This is a genomic window from Microbulbifer sp. ABF4_148 (assembly GCF_056158985.1).
In genome coordinates, this window is sequence record NZ_JBSWUI010000001.1 from 3,518,523 (window position 1) to 3,533,424 (window position 14,902).

The following is a 14,902-nucleotide window of genomic DNA, read 5'->3' on the forward strand; positions in this document are numbered from 1 at the left end:
CATTCTTATTTGCATAATCAACATATTTAAGCTTAGAATCCAACCCGAAATGAGAAACACTCTCATTCGCAAACAATTCCCAACCCCGATTTAACGGATACCGCTATGAACAAAATGGATGCTCGCGCACTGCCTTTCGCCCTGCTGCCCCTGGCTGCAGCACTCTCTTTTCCCGCTCTGGCTGAAGAAGGCACGGATACAGCGCAGGATCCGCATCTGGAGCAGGTGAGCGTTACCGCAACGCGAACGACCCGAACTCTGGAAGAAAGTCCTGTCTCGATTTCCGTCGTTACCGCGGAAGACATCGCCCGGGCAACCAATGACGGGCTGGCGGAAGCGCTACGGGATGTACCCGGTGTACAAATTACCGACGCAGCCACTCCGGGCATGAAGCGATTGACACTGCGCGGTGAAAATTCCCAGCGGGTGGCCATCCTGATTGATGGCCAGGAAGTGACAGACCACTCCGGCTACGGTGTGCCGTTGCTGCTCGACCCGGCACTGGTCGAGCGCATCGAGGTGATCCGCGGCACAGCGTCCGTACTATATGGCGGCAAGGCACTCGGTGGTGTGGTGAATTTCATCACCAAAAAAGGCGCCGAAGAGTCGGTGAATTTAACGCTGGGCACCAGCTTCAGCAATGCCACGGAAGGTACCCAGTCCATCGCCTCACTTTACGGCGGCAACGACACCTATGAATACCGGATTGCCTATACCGCCGCTGACCACGGCGACCGCGAAACCCCGGAAGGCACCATAAGCAACACCGAATTCTCCAGCGACACCCTGTATGCCTATGGCGCCGTCAAATTCGGCTATCACAAGCTGTCTGCCAACTTCACGCAATACAGTATGGCGAGCCAAATTGCCGATCTGGAGCCCGGCTTTCACCTGGATATGCCCAGACGCGACCGGGAAAAAATTGCCATCGCATATGACGTTGGCCACTTGGAGGAGACCTTTGGCATGGGTCTGCGCAGCTTCCATATCGATGCCTACACCCAGGAGGTGGATCGTAACTTCGTCCAGAACATGGCATTCCCCGGTTTTGCCATGGATACCACCATCGCTGAACTACTGGATACCCATGGCATCAACGGACAGCTGGACCTGACACCGGCGGAGGGACATTACGTGATTGTCGGCCTGCAGTACGCAGACGAGTCCCTGGCGAAACAGACAGAAACCGCAATGTTCTTCGACGCGCCGATGGACTTCCTGAACAGCAGCGACAGCCGTATTGAAAAAGCGGAAATGTCCACGACGGCAGTTTATGCACAGCACGAGTGGCAGGCTACCGAACAACTGCTGCTGACTACCGGCGTTCGCAGCTACCAGATCGAAGCAGATCTGCTCAGCTCCACCCGCGATGGACTGGAGCCGGGCACCCACGATGATAGCCATCAGGTTGGCTCCATCGCGCTGAACTACAGCCTGGGTGATTACGGCAACCTGCGCGGCACCCTGAGCCAGGGTTACCACTTCCCCAACCTGCTGCAACTTGCGGTGGGCGGTACTCTTGGCCCCGAGTTCGTCAATCCGAACCCGGACCTCAAGGCAGAAACATCGTTGAACCACGAACTGGGTTACCGCTTCCATGGCGAATCCCTCACGTTGGACGCGGCGCTCTTCTATTCTGATGCAGAGAACTATATTACCGAAACCTTCTGTAGTGACGTGGCTATTGCGTGCCTGTCAGACGAGCAACGCACCTACACCAACGCCAACAGCGCAACATCCAAGGGCCTGGAGCTCAGCGTACAGTATGCAGTCACTGAAAATCTGGTGCCCTACCTCAACGCGAGCTGGACCCATCGCGAAGAAGACAACGGTAGCTTTGCAACCGATGCGGTTGGCCTGCCAAGTATCCAGGGCCGTGCCGGCATTCGTTACGACGGCACCTTCAGCTGGCTGCCCAGCTACTATGTGGACCTATTCGGTCGCGGGGCGAGCGGCGCCGACGATGCGCTGAGCGATGGCACGCGCATACGCTATGCGGGCTGGGGTACAACCAACATTGCTGCAGGTACCAGCTTCGGACCGGATCAGCAGGTTTCGGTGAATCTTGAGCTCAGCAATCTGGGAGATAAGGTTTACGCAACCGCAAGCGAAACGCTACTCGCGCCCGGGCGTGCGGTCATGCTACGCGCAACCTACGACTGGTAATATTCGGGGACACAAAGTCTGGGGGCTCCGGCCCCCTGCATACACTCTGCTTCGAAGAAATTAATAATCAGCCAAGCGGACTTTCAAGCAAGCGCGAATCAAACGCTGCTTACTGAATTCAAACCCGGTCATCAGGGCGAGCATGGGTTCCTTACCCAGAAGTTTACGCGTGATTTCCCCGGGGGACAGGCCTTGCAGGCTGAGATTCTGTGCATCGCTGGAAAGGTTCAGCAGGAACTCATATTTCTCCTGCAAGCGTTGGTGCCCACTCTCGACCAACCCCCGATGCGGACACAAAATAGTATCGAAGTCATGACGCAATGTTTTGCGGATGCTGTCCAGCAGTGTGGGCAGGTCCTCACCGTTGTGGAGCATCTTGAGATAGTTGGCGATATACATATCGGCGCTAAACAACCAGCCGCGCTCTGGCAGCAGGTAACAGGTCATGTCCACCGAATGCCCCGGTGAGAACAGCGCTTCCACGGACTCTTTGCCAATATGTAACTCTTGCGGCAAAGGTGCAGCATCTGCCCAGAATGGCTCCCCCCAGACAAAGCGTCGCAGGAACGGTACCGAATAGCGCTTGCGCAGGATTTCCACCGTCGCTGCAGGCGCCAGTGGCTGCACCTCAGTCAGATTCTGGATCGCGCCCGCATTACCACAATGATCTTCGTGATGATGCGTGAGCAAGAATTGACGCACCGGCCCCGACTGGATGAAGGTCTTGACGAACTTCCACTGATTGCTGGGACCACAATCAATCAAAGTGCCATTGAGTCGGTACACCACAAACGAGGAATTCACCCCCATGTTCAGGCGGCCTACGCGAATGGCTTCAAGATCGTGATGGCGAAAAGTCTCAATTACAGACACGCGGTACCTGCTTGCGTTACCTGACGAAAAACATGCAGAAACCCCGATGATGCGGATTCTGCCACTGCGGTCATTGTCCGGCAGTGCGCGGGCCAGATTGAATGGCAGATTGATGGATATTGAGTGACATTTCTGACCGCCAGGGCCACTTTTCAGCCATTGCGGTAGGGTTCGGAGAATGGAAGATCAAGAATTAGTCGGTCATCGCCAATCGGGCTTCGAGACCCAGCTTGGAGGTCGCTCCGGAGGTCACCCACTGCACGCGACCATCACTGCCGACAATGACAATCGTCGGAGTCACCCGCACGCCCCAACGGTGGCTGAGCAAGCCGGAGGGATCGTTCAGGGTCGGCATGGAAATCTTATCCCGCGCCATAAAACGCTTAACGTCTTCATCGTTACCGGACTGCAAGGCAACAGAAACGACCTGATACTCTTCAGCAAGCCCACTGACGGCGGGGGAAACCACCTTGCAGTACGCGCACCAGGTCGCCCAAAAGTAAATAAGTACAGGCCCCTCTTTGGATAGCGCAGCCAAATCGAACGTGCCACCGGTCAACAGCTCGCCGGCCAGCGCCGGCGCCTGATCCCTGGGTACGTCTCGCTGCTGATAAAGCCCAATCGCGGTGCCAACCAGCACGGCCAGCACCACGAACACCAGCACTTCACGCAGCCATCGGCGCGACCGGCTTGCCATCTTTTGTGCGCCCAAAGGAGCCCGACCCAATCAGTATTTTACGGAACAGCCATACGCGCGTGACGAGGCAATCTCGATAGGCTGCCCATTCAGCGAGGCATCCAGCGCAGCTGCAACGTAATTTTTTGAGTCGGGAATCACGGCCGGGTTGGCAGAGTCATTGTCGTCGATGGCACCGGCATAGACGACCTGTCCTTCCGGATTAATGATGAACATATGCGGAGTGGTTTTCGCACCATACGCCCGACCCATGCTGCCATCGGTGTCGAGCAAGAACGGGGCGCTCGCAACCAGGTTGTGACTGCCAAAGACATCCATCGCTTCTGATGGCTTCAGGTATCCCTGTTTACCCTGCGCAGACGAGATGACCGTGAGCCAGTTAACGTCCTGGTCCGTGTACTTTTTTTGCAGCGCCTGCATATTACCGCTGCCATAGTGCTTGCGCACGTAGGGGCAATCTTTGTTGAACCACTCGATCACCAACCACTTACCCTTGTAATCTTCCAGGGAATGCGTGGCACCCTTGGCGTCTACCTCGGAGAAGGCCGGGGCCGGCTTTCCCGGCTCTGCGGCTGCGAACCCCAGTACGGGTGCAACCAGCATCAGCGAGGCCAACGCATTGCGAATCGTACGTGTCGTTTTCATGGTAATAAGTCCTCTTTTTAGATTGCGATTAGCACATCATTTTTGGACAAACCGCGCAAATGCGCGATTGCCTGCTACCTCGGGAAAGCCCAATCAGAACACTACTCGAACAGTGCCTCGATCATGCTCTCGCGTAATATTTGCGGCAGTAATTCGGGCTGGGAGGCGCCTTGCGGATACCACGCATAGACCGGAACCGAATTGCGGCCGAGGGCGTTTAGTGCCGCAGTGATATCAGGATTGTGGTCGGTCCAGTCCGCGCGCACCAGCAGTACATCATTGGCCTCGAACAACGCTTCTACCTCGGGTGTATCCAGCACCAGCTTCTTGTTGACCTGGCAAGTAATACACCAGGCGGCGGTGTAGTCGATAAAGATAGACCGCTTTTCCGCCTGAGCCTGCTCAATCAACGCAGGAGAAAATGGCTGCCAACGCTCTGCCACCGGCGTGGCAACCGGCGACCCCAGTCGAATCGTGCTGAATGCGGCGAGCAGGGCAACAGCCAATACACCGTAGCCCGTCAGACGCGACACTCGAGTGGCGCCCCGTGCCAGCCAAATGGCAAAGCCCACCGCCAGCATTAACATGGCGCTGATGAGCCAACCGGTTTCACCCACCAGACGACCCAGTACCCACATCAACCAGATCACCGTGGCATAGAGAGGAAACGCCAGGAACTGGCGCAACTTCTCCATCCAGGGACCCGGAGCCGGTAAATGCCGCAACAGCGCAGGGCTGATGCAGAGCAACAGGAATGGCGCAGCCAACCCTGCGCCGAGACCGATAAATACGGCCATGGCCGACATGGCAGGCAGTACAGCTGCAGCACCCAGTGCCGCGCCCATAAACGGGCCTGTGCAGGGAGCGGCCACGAACACCGCGAGCACTCCAGTGGCGAAACTGCCCCCACGATCACTGTTGCCGGCGACAGTCATCAGGCGGTGGCCAAATTCGAACACGCCACTGAAGCTGAGCGCCATCAACCAGAACAGCAATATCAGCCCCAGAACCACCACCGGTGACTGCAGTTGGAATCCCCAGCCAACCGCTGCACCACCGGCGCGCAGCGCCAACAACAGGGCACCCAGGGCAGCGAATGTCACCAGGACACCCGCGGTATACAGCAGGCCTTCGCGCAGGTGTGAGCCATCGCCCTCCCCCGCGCGTGCCAATCCCATTAACTTGATCGACAGCACCGGAAAGACACAGGGCATCAGGTTAAGGATGGCACCACCAACCAGGGCAAACAGCAGTAACAACCACAGCGGTGTGGCAGAGGCCTCGGTGGCCGGACCCGTTGCAGTCGCAGCAAACGGCACATTGTCGAGGCGCCAGGCTTCCTGGTTGGCGACAACCACAAAGCTCGCTGCCGTCGGCTCAGTCGCCCCCGGCACCGTTGTAAAGACGTATTGCAGCTGATCCCCGTCTCTACGTACCTTTGGGGCGGTTGCTGTCAGGACATCCCCATCCAGCGGAAAGACTTCAGGCAGTTCACTCGCTGTATTTCCTTCAACGGTGAGCTGCACAGTCCCGTCTGCCAGACGCTGCAGGCCCTCCGGTTGCCACGGGCTGTACGCCGCGGCTCGAGGGACCTGTGCAACAAACTGATCACGTAGGCGCAGGTCACCCGGGGGCCAGCGCGACGCCTCCAGGGTCACCGGTTTGGTCACGCTCATGTTGCCGAAACCCGGGATGCAGTCGATCTTGCAGACCAGCCATTCCAAACTGACCTGCAGTGCGACTTCCGCGGTGTCCGCCGTTGGCGTTACATCGAAGAGATACGCGACATTACCGGGATACCCCAGGTTGGTCAGATGCTCAACGGGAAGCCGCACGGGCGCGGGCCATTGCGTCTCGCCCACCTGTGCACCACTCGCATTGAATGCGAAGCGCGGCGCTGCACCAGAATCCCCGGCATTACGCCAGTAGACATGCCATTCCGGATCAACTTCAAAATACAAACCGATGGTGGTGGTCTGCCCCGCCTCAAAACTGTCGGGGACGAGCCAGCGCACCTTGACGTGGTCACCACTGGCCGTATCTTGACCATGAGCCGCGCCCAGATACAGGGCGCTCGACAAGACCACACAAAGTAAGGGGACGATACGGAGCAGACTACTGAAAAGGGATTTCAACTTGCTCACCAATGGCTCCTGATTAGAAAAATGCCCGGAAGTCACCAGCGCGATAGCATCCAGCTCATAGCGCGCCATTTGACCATCCTGCTTAGTCGCACAGACGTCACGATTGTTACGGGCAATTCTTAGTTATTCGTTTACGCTGCCACCATTCAATCGGATTCGACGCGTCGCTGCAAATCGACCGCGCATGTATCAGGGAGAATCATCGCCAGTCTCTCCAGCAGCCAACTCGGTCACGACGATGCGACCATCTTCGTAGCGCCAGCGCAGATCGAAGCCGCACAGTTTCATCCCAAAGACACGCTCCGGCTGGGGCTGCTGATACGCCGGCTTGGGGTCCTGCGCCAGTACCTGTTCAATCAACCGGGGTAAATCCGTGCCCCAGTCGTCCCGGAAGGCACGGGCTTGCCGCAAAACGTTGTCGGGAATGACCACGGGCAAAGGGGGAGGAGCCCCATCCGCAAAGGCACTAACAGCATGCTCCAGGGCATCCGCATAGGGAATATAGGGTTTCACGTCCAGTACAGGAGTGCCGTCGACCAAATCCGCGCCGCCGATGATCAACTCCACTTTCGGGGATGTGCGCACTTCCAACAACCGCACCACAGACAAACCAATATTGTTTGGGCGGAAGGGCGAGCGCGTCGCCAGGACGCCGAGCTTGCGGTTGCCACCAAGACGCGGCGGCCTGACTTTGGCAGACCATTGACCGGCGACCTGATGGAACTGAAACACAACCCAGAGATGGGAATTGTCTTCCAAACCCGCGACCATCTCCGCGCAATTCCAAGGCGGCAATAGTTCGATCGATGCCCGGCTGGCATCCGCCAGGAGGGGCTGGCGCGGCACCCCGAATTTCTCCCCAAAACAGGAGTGAACGCGGCCGATCGGTTCGATACTCATAACGTTTCATCCACAGCAGCGGGGCTCAGAGCATTTGCTGAGCCAGTACCTTCGCTCGACTATATTCACTACCTGTTGACCCGTCTACCGGTATAGGGTTCACCCTTGTGAGCAATATGGACTGGACTTGCCCATGCTGACTGTTACCCAACTGGCGCGCGCTTGCGGATCTTCACGTACTTCGGTGCTCTACTACGAACGGGTCGGACTGCTGGAACCCGCAAGCCGCTCCGCAAACGGCTACCGGTGGTACGGCGAGCGAGAAGTCGCGCGACTCAAGGCCATTATCGCCTACCGTTCTTACGGAGTGCCCATAGACCAAATCGGTACGCTACTGGATCACACGGGGGCGCAATCCCAGAGCCAGATTCTCAGGGATCATTTCGACCAGCTGGAACGGGAAATCCAGCAGCTTCGCGATCAACAGAAAGCAATGGTTTCCCTCTTACAGGAGCCGGAACTGATCCGGGACAACGCCGTCACCAAGGAGCGATGGGTCGCCATTATGCGTGCAGCAGGTTTCGACGATGCAGAGATGACGATCTGGCACCAGAAGTTCGAACAAATGGAACCGGAGGAGCATCAGCGCTTTCTTGAGTCACTGGGCATTGGGCCGGAGGAAATCCGCAGAATCCGTAACCTTTAGAGGTTCAACAAGCAGCGTCATAAACCGGCCAGAATCGGTCATCAATACTTAAGGGAGGTAGCCATTTTGCAGTATCAACATTCACTACAAGACACAAGCTTTGTGCACCAATTCGAAAGCGGCGAATACCCCATCGCGGACTTCGACCATCGCGCGCACCTGCGCATCGCCTACTGCTATCTGACTACTTACACCGTGGAAGAAGCAGCCAGCAGGATACGCACAGGGATTTTCAGATTACTCGAACGTAACCAGGTGGAAGACAACATCTACCACGAAACCATCACCCGCGCGTGGTTAACCGTACTCCATCATTTGATGTCCAATTCTACGGCAACCGCCGACGCCGATGGCTTTCTGCAAATACACCCGGCGCTCTTCAATCCGCGGTTCCTGTCTAAATATTACTCAGACGCCCTGCTCCATTCCGCACACGCCAGGGACGCATTCGTAGAGCCCGATCTGAAACCGCTTGGTTGACGACCGCTATTCGCATGGCTGCGTGTCGACCTCACTTTACCGGTCGATACCGCCCAGGCACAGGTATTTGATTTCCAGATAATCGTCGAGGCCATACTTGGAACCCTCTCGGCCGGTGCCGGACTCTTTCACACCACCGAACGGGGCCATCTCGTTAGAGACGATGCCCTCGTTTACGCCGACCATACCGTACTCGAGTCCTTCGCCTACCCGCCAGATTCGGCCAATATCACGGGCGTAGAAATACGCGGCCAATCCGTACTCGGTATCGTTGGCGAGCTGGATGACCTCTTCCTCGGTGGAGAACTTATACAGAGCGGCCACTGGCCCAAAAATCTCTTCGCGGAACAGATTCATATCCGGACGTGCATCGGTCAGCACCGTAGGTGCGTAAAAGCACGCACCTCGCTCACTCGGGCCACCCGGCACCGGGGCCTTGGCACCCTTTGCCAGCGCATCATCCACCAACGCATGCACATCCTTTACTGCCTTGGCATTAATCATCGGCCCCATCTCAACGCCATCTTCGGTACCCTCACCGAGTTTCAGGTTACTGACGGCCTGGGAAAATTTCCGCGCGAACTCGTTATACACACCTTCCTGGACGAAAATACGGTTGGCGCAAACGCAGGTCTGACCGGCATTGCGATACTTGCACACCAGCGCCCCCTGCACGGCAGCATCGAGGTCCGCGTCATCAAACACGATGAACGGCGCGTTGCCGCCCAGCTCCATGGAGGTTTTTTTAATGGTTTGCGCACACTGGGCCTGCAGCTGCTTACCGACCGCCGTTGAGCCGGTAAAGGTAAACTTGCGCACCAGCGGATTGGATGTCATCTCCGCGCCAATTTCCCGCGAGCTCTTACCGGCGACCACATTGAATACGCCGGCGGGAATACCCGCCTCTTCTGCGAGTACCGCGAGCGCCAGCGCTGAGAGGGGTGTCTCGGATGCGGGCTTACTGACAAATGTGCAGCCGGCAGCGAGCGCTGGGGCCATCTTTCGCGCAATCATCGCACTGGGGAAATTCCAGGGCGTAACAGAGGCTGCAACACCCACAGACTGCTTGATTACCACAATCCGCTTGTCCGGGGAGGGAGGGGCAATGATATCGCCGTAGATACGTTTCGCTTCTTCGGCAAACCATTCCACATAGTTCGCACCGTAAAGGACTTCGGTGCGCGATTCCGACAGCGGCTTGCCCTGCTCTGCCGTCAGGATCGCCGCGAGGTCATCGACATTCTCGACAATCAGGTGAAACCAGCGTCGCAGGATAGATGCCCGTTCTTTGACGGTCTTGTTCCGCCACGCGGGCCAGGCCGCATCCGCCGCCTCAATGGCACGCCGGGTTTCCGCCGCACCACAACTCGCAATGGCCGCGATGACCTGCCCGTTTGCGGGGTTAGCGACGTCGAGCGTGGCCCCCGAATCAGCATCTATCCATTCCCCATTGACGTATGACTGGGTACGCAACAGCGCTGGGTTATTGAGGTTCAGCATGGCGATCTCCTTTCAGCTTCCCGCCTAATCCATGGCCCGCCGGCGCAAAATCAACTCTGACCGCAGGCGGCAGCTCCCGGAGGAGCGCTACTTTTTCTTTTTCACGAACTTCATCAGACGACGTTTTTTCGCCTTCTGGCGATCTGACAGTTTGTTCTTTTTGCCCGCATAGGGGTTTTCACTGGTACGGAACTCAATTTTAACCGGCGTCCCGTGCAGACCCAGAGCCTTGCGATAGGTCTTCTCAAGGTAGCGCACGTAGTGTGCGGGAACCTGCTCGGTCTGGTTGCCATGAATGACAATCACCGGCGGATTCTGCCCACCGGCATGGGCATAGCGAAGCTTGATCCGGTGACCATGTACCAGTGGTGGTTGGTGCTCGCTAACGGCCCATTGCAGGATGCGCGTCAGGTGATTGGTAGACAGTTTGTCCGTCGCCGACTTGTACGCCGACTCGATGGATTCGTACAGATGACCCACGCCAGTGCCATGCAGCGCCGAAATAAAGTGGACATCCGCAAAGTCGACAAAACGCAGGCGTCGCTCGAGCTCAGCCTTGACGTAGTCGCGGTGATCCGACTCCAGGCCATCCCACTTGTTGAGCGCGACTACCAGAGCACGTCCGGCCTGGATGACACTGCCCATAAGGTGCATGTCCTGATCCACCAACCCTTCGCGCGCGTCGATCACCAGCACCACGACATTCGCGTCCTCTACCGCCTGCAGCGTCTTCACAATGGAAAACTTCTCCACCGACTCCCTGATATTTTTGCGACGGCGAATGCCGGCGGTATCAATGATGGTGTAGGGTTTTTCATCGCGCTCATAGTTAATATAAACGCTGTCTCGCGTGGTCCCCGGCTGGTCGTAAACGACCACTCGATCCTCTCCAAGAAGACGGTTCACCAGCGTTGATTTCCCCACGTTGGGCCGCCCGACAATGGCAATCTTGATCCCCTTGGCTTCATCGAGCGCTTCAGGCACAACCTGGTCCGGCAGACCATCGACAACCCGCTCCATCAACGACCGTACGCCACGACCATGGGTCGCCGTGGTCGGGAAGAGCTCTCCGATGCCCATTTCATAAAATGGCGCCAGCGCGATATCGGGGTTTACCCCATCCACCTTATTCGCGACCACGAGCGTCGGCTTGGAACGAGTGCGCAGCTGCTCGGCAATCATTTCATCTGCGGGCGTCAGGCCCGCGCGACAATCCACCAGGAACAGAACAAAGTCGGCTTCTTCGATCGCCTGCATGGACTGCTGCGCCATCGCTGCATCAATACCCTCTTCCCCTCCGGATATACCGCCGGTATCCACCAAAATCATTTTCTTGCCCGCGAATTCGGCTTCGCCGTATTTACGGTCACGGGTCAAGCCGGCGTAATTCGCCACCAGCGCATCACGACTCTTGGTCAGGCGATTAAACAGGGTGGATTTGCCCACATTCGGGCGCCCTACCAGGGCAATCACAGGAAGCATATTTCAATCTACTCGGGGCAAAATCACTTTTGCCAAAAATACGAACGCCCGCGAAACGCGGGCGGAAGGTTTTGCCGCCCGTTATGGGCGGCAGGGCCTGCGCTCAGGCCTATGGATTGAGGATGAACTCAGAAGCGTTCCAGTCGCAACGCAACCAGTTTACCGCCATCGGAGAGGGCAAACAGCAGGTCGCCATCCACCAGCAGGGGGATACGAATCGCATCACCATCAATTTTCTCGCGACCGATCATGACCCCGGTGCCCGGATCCAGCAAATGCAGGTAACCGTCCAGATCACCGACCACCAGAACATCACCGAAATAGGCCGGACCGCTCAGCTCACGACGCAGCAGGTCGCCGTTACTCCAGACAACCTGACCATTGCCCACATTGTAGGCGTAGACGCTTCCGGAGGCATCGCTCAGGAATACCTGCCCGGCTCCCACCTCCACACCGTGGTGGGTAGACGCATCCCGCGCCCACAAACCGCGACCATCTTCGCGTGACAGCGCCACCGCGCGCCCCTGGTAGCTGGCGGCAAAGACCAGTTCACCGCGTACAACAGGCGCGCCATCGATATCCACCACTCGCTCCAGCTCACCGGTACCCTGGGGAATCGCGACGCGCTGTTCCCAACGCGGGATGCCGTCACGAGCGCTCAAAGCGATGAGCTTGCCGTTATCCAGGCCAGCAAACACCACGCCGCCGGAAATAATTGGTGACGCCGTACCCCGCAGGGTCAGCACCGGTAGTTGAGTGACGTGCTGCCAGCGACGCGTGCCGTCAGTAGCATCCAGGCCTATCAGCTTTCCGTCGACGGTCTGAACCACCACGGAACCCGATCCAATGGCCGGCGCGGACACCACCTCTCCCGACAGCTGATGGGTCCAGAGTTCACTGCCGTCGGCAGAGTTCAGTGCAATCACCCGCCCACGGAAATCAACCACAACCGCCAGGCCGGAACCAACACCAACGCCACCGCTCAGGGGAATATCCAGTTCCGTGCGCCATTGCCGCTTTCCGGTACCGCGATCAAACGCCGACACATCACCATCACTGCTGGCTGCAATCAGGTTGCCACCGGCCAGGCCCGGGCGCAGCATGGAATAGCGGGTACGATCGATACCACCCACTTTGCCGCTCCAGACTTTTTTCAGCCCGGCAGTGGCACGAATTTCCTGCAGCTCAACCGGGTCGGTATCTTCCTTTTCCTCGTTAGAGGAACATGCCGCCAGCAGCACACCCAACACCAGGACGAGCGGCAGCTTCAGCGCGCGGTAGATTGGCATCATTGTTCATCACTCTCCTGTGTGCCCTGCTCGGGCTCTGCGGACTGCTCCGCAGTCTCGTCCTTCTTCGGTGCCGCAGCAGCGACACTGTCTGCTTTTAGCTGAAGGATCTGGGCAGAGCCGGCCTGCTCCGGCAGCAATTTGGCCAGTGCTTCATCATAGGCGATCTTGGCACCTGCCTTGTCGCCCTGCTGCAACAAAATGTCGCCGCGAGTCTCTGCATACAGGGCGGCAAATGCTTCAGGCACGGTGCCTTCCAGCAACTTCAGGCCCGCATCTGCATCACCGCGCGCCGCCTTCACGGCAGCCAATCGACGCTTGGCCAGAAAAACCAGTTCTGGCGCCGTGCCATTATCCAGCACCCACTGCAGCTGCTGCTCCGCGGCCTCGAGGTTGTTGCCTTCTGCCGCCATGGCCGCAAGCCCGAGTGCAGCCTGGGTCGCATAGATACGATCGCCGAACTCTTCTTTCAGCTGATCCGCGAGACTGTTGGCAGTCGTGCGCTGTGCTTCGTTGGGATTGCCCTCGTTGGCAGAGATGGCCTCAACGAACCCCTGATAGAGATTCGAAGCAGACTCTGCACTGGCGCGCTCGTTGCTCTCCCAGAACTGGAAACCGAAATAGGCCGCCAATGCCAGGACAACGCCAGTGACAATGCCCTTGCCGTTTTCCGCCCACCAGCGTTTCAGCGCTTCTAATTGTTCTTCTTCGGTAAGATGTTCAGCCATCGCGTAACTCGCCTTTCCTGTAATGCCGGAGTATTCCGGGGGCGGGCAAAACCCCACCCCAACTTGGTTTAGTGATTATTTTCAGCCCTGCAGCAGCGCCGACAATTGCTCTACCGTCACGGTTTGCTGGGGCGCTTCATCGCGCAGGTGTTTCACAGTCACCTGTCCTGCCGCCGCTTCGTCCTCACCGATAATAAGGGCGAAATCTGCGCCACTTTTATCGGCTTTTTTCATCTGGCTCTTGAAGCTGCCGCCGCCGCAATGCGTCTGCAGCCGCAGCCAGGGCAGACTGTCTCGCAGCTGTTCAGCGGTCGCCAGAGCCGCCGATTGTACATTACCCACCGCAACCAGATAGGCATCCACCTGCTGGTCGAGGCTTTCGGGCAACAGCGCCAATGTTTCGAGCAGCAGTACCAGTCGCTCCACACCGAGGCCAAATCCTACCGCCGGCGTCGGCTTGCCGCCCATCTGTTCGACCAGGCCATCATAACGGCCGCCCGCGCAGACGGTACCCTGGGCACCGAGGCTGTCTGTCACCCATTCAAATACGGTCTTGCCGTAGTAATCCAGGCCGCGGACCAGGCGCGGGTTAACCTCATAGGCAACGCCGGCCGCATCGAGGATCGTCTTCAATGTCTCGAAGTGCCCGGCTGATTCCTCGTCGAGGAAGTCCAGTAGACAAGGTGCCTCGGCCAGCAGTTCCTGAGTTTGCGCATTTTTGCTATCGAGAATACGCAACGGGTTCCGCTCCAGACGACGCTGGCTGTCCTCATCCAGCTGATCGCGACGCTCAGAAAGATAGGCAACCAGGGCATCCCGATAGGCCGCTCGGCTCTCACTGTTACCAAGCGAGTTCAGCTGCAGGGTGACATGGTCGGCTAGACCCAGCTGACGCCACAACCTGGCCGTCATGATCAGGATCTCAGCATCGATATCCGGACCCTCGATGCCAAACACTTCGACACCAAACTGGTGGAACTGACGCAGGCGGCCTTTCTGGGGGCGCTCATAGCGGAACATCGGCCCGAAATACCACAGGCGCTGGGGCGTAATCAGCAAATTGTTCTGAATCGCCGCACGCACGGTGCCGGCAGTACCCTCCGGGCGCAGGGTTACGCTATCGCCACTCTTGTCGTCGAAGGTGTACATTTCCTTCTCAACAATATCGGTAGCCTCACCTACGGCGCGGGCAAAAAGCTGGGTTGTCTCCAGCAGGGGCGTGCGAATCTCGCTATAGCCGTAGCGGCCAAAGAGTTCACTGAGAGTCGATTCCACGTACTGCCAGGTAGGAGAGTCTCCCGGCAGCAAGTCGTTCATGCCTCGAATGGCGCGAAGCTGTTTCAACGCTGTTC

General features: G+C 57.8%; 13 protein-coding genes. 3 read left to right on the forward strand and 10 right to left on the reverse strand.

Annotated features, from left to right (window positions below; all coding sequences use genetic code 11):
- Positions 1-105 precede the first annotated feature (105 nt).
- Positions 106-2,166 (forward strand): TonB-dependent receptor plug domain-containing protein, encoded by a 2,061-nt coding sequence (locus ACXAD0_RS15520; RefSeq protein WP_475089516.1) that lies wholly within the window; start codon positions 106-108, stop codon positions 2,164-2,166.
- A gap of 60 nt (positions 2,167-2,226) precedes the next feature.
- On the opposite strand, the gene ACXAD0_RS15525 is transcribed toward ACXAD0_RS15520, so the two are convergent.
- From ACXAD0_RS15525 to tsaA, 5 genes are all read right to left on the reverse strand, one after another.
- Complete coding sequence (locus ACXAD0_RS15525; RefSeq protein ID WP_475089518.1) at positions 2,227-3,039, reverse strand: MBL fold metallo-hydrolase; 813 nt, start codon at positions 3,037-3,039, stop codon at positions 2,227-2,229.
- Positions 3,040-3,232: 193 nt separating this feature from the next.
- Positions 3,233-3,736, reverse strand: coding sequence for a protein disulfide oxidoreductase (locus tag ACXAD0_RS15530; RefSeq protein ID WP_475089520.1), 504 nt, complete (start codon positions 3,734-3,736; stop codon positions 3,233-3,235).
- A 30-nt stretch (positions 3,737-3,766) separates the two neighbouring features.
- Positions 3,767-4,381 carry a thioredoxin family protein gene (locus tag ACXAD0_RS15535; protein WP_475089521.1) on the reverse strand — a complete coding sequence of 205 codons (615 nt, stop codon included), beginning with the start codon at positions 4,379-4,381 and terminating at the stop codon, positions 3,767-3,769.
- 101 nt (positions 4,382-4,482) lie between these two features.
- Positions 4,483-6,594, reverse strand: coding sequence for a protein-disulfide reductase DsbD family protein (locus tag ACXAD0_RS15540; protein ID WP_475089523.1), 2,112 nt, complete (start codon positions 6,592-6,594; stop codon positions 4,483-4,485).
- A 120-nt stretch (positions 6,595-6,714) separates the two neighbouring features.
- The gene (gene tsaA / locus ACXAD0_RS15545) at positions 6,715-7,425 is read right to left on the reverse strand and encodes a tRNA (N6-threonylcarbamoyladenosine(37)-N6)-methyltransferase TrmO (RefSeq protein WP_475089524.1); all 711 of its coding nucleotides are present in this window, start codon (positions 7,423-7,425) and stop codon (positions 6,715-6,717) included.
- Between the two features lie 133 nt (positions 7,426-7,558).
- Between tsaA and ACXAD0_RS15550 the strand changes: the two genes are divergently transcribed.
- Both ACXAD0_RS15550 and ACXAD0_RS15555 read left to right on the forward strand, forming a co-directional pair.
- Entirely contained in the window at positions 7,559-8,071 is a 513-nt protein-coding gene (locus ACXAD0_RS15550; RefSeq protein ID WP_475089525.1) for a MerR family transcriptional regulator, read from the forward strand.
- 66 nt (positions 8,072-8,137) lie between these two features.
- A complete protein-coding gene (locus ACXAD0_RS15555) occupies positions 8,138-8,551 on the forward strand; it encodes a hypothetical protein (RefSeq protein WP_475089526.1) in 414 nt (137 codons plus the stop codon).
- Between the two features lie 36 nt (positions 8,552-8,587).
- Here ACXAD0_RS15555 and ACXAD0_RS15560 read toward each other — a convergent pair whose 3' ends face one another.
- The 5 genes from ACXAD0_RS15560 to hisS form a co-directional block, all read right to left on the reverse strand.
- Entirely contained in the window at positions 8,588-10,051 is a 1,464-nt protein-coding gene (locus tag ACXAD0_RS15560) for an NAD-dependent succinate-semialdehyde dehydrogenase (RefSeq protein WP_475089527.1), read from the reverse strand.
- A gap of 87 nt (positions 10,052-10,138) precedes the next feature.
- Positions 10,139-11,533, reverse strand: a complete 1,395-nt coding sequence (der, locus tag ACXAD0_RS15565; RefSeq protein ID WP_475089529.1) for a ribosome biogenesis GTPase Der — start codon at positions 11,531-11,533, stop codon at positions 10,139-10,141.
- A gap of 128 nt (positions 11,534-11,661) precedes the next feature.
- Positions 11,662-12,825, reverse strand: coding sequence for an outer membrane protein assembly factor BamB (bamB, locus tag ACXAD0_RS15570; RefSeq protein WP_475089530.1), 1,164 nt, complete (start codon positions 12,823-12,825; stop codon positions 11,662-11,664).
- Positions 12,822-13,550 (reverse strand): YfgM family protein, encoded by a 729-nt coding sequence (locus ACXAD0_RS15575; RefSeq protein ID WP_475089531.1) that lies wholly within the window; start codon positions 13,548-13,550, stop codon positions 12,822-12,824. The genes bamB and ACXAD0_RS15575 overlap by 4 nt, the downstream gene beginning before the upstream one ends.
- Positions 13,551-13,631: 81 nt before the next feature.
- Positions 13,632-14,894: a histidine--tRNA ligase gene (hisS, locus tag ACXAD0_RS15580; protein ID WP_475089532.1), complete on the reverse strand. Its 1,263-nt coding sequence runs from the start codon at positions 14,892-14,894 to the stop codon at positions 13,632-13,634.
- Positions 14,895-14,902: the final 8 nt, after the last annotated feature.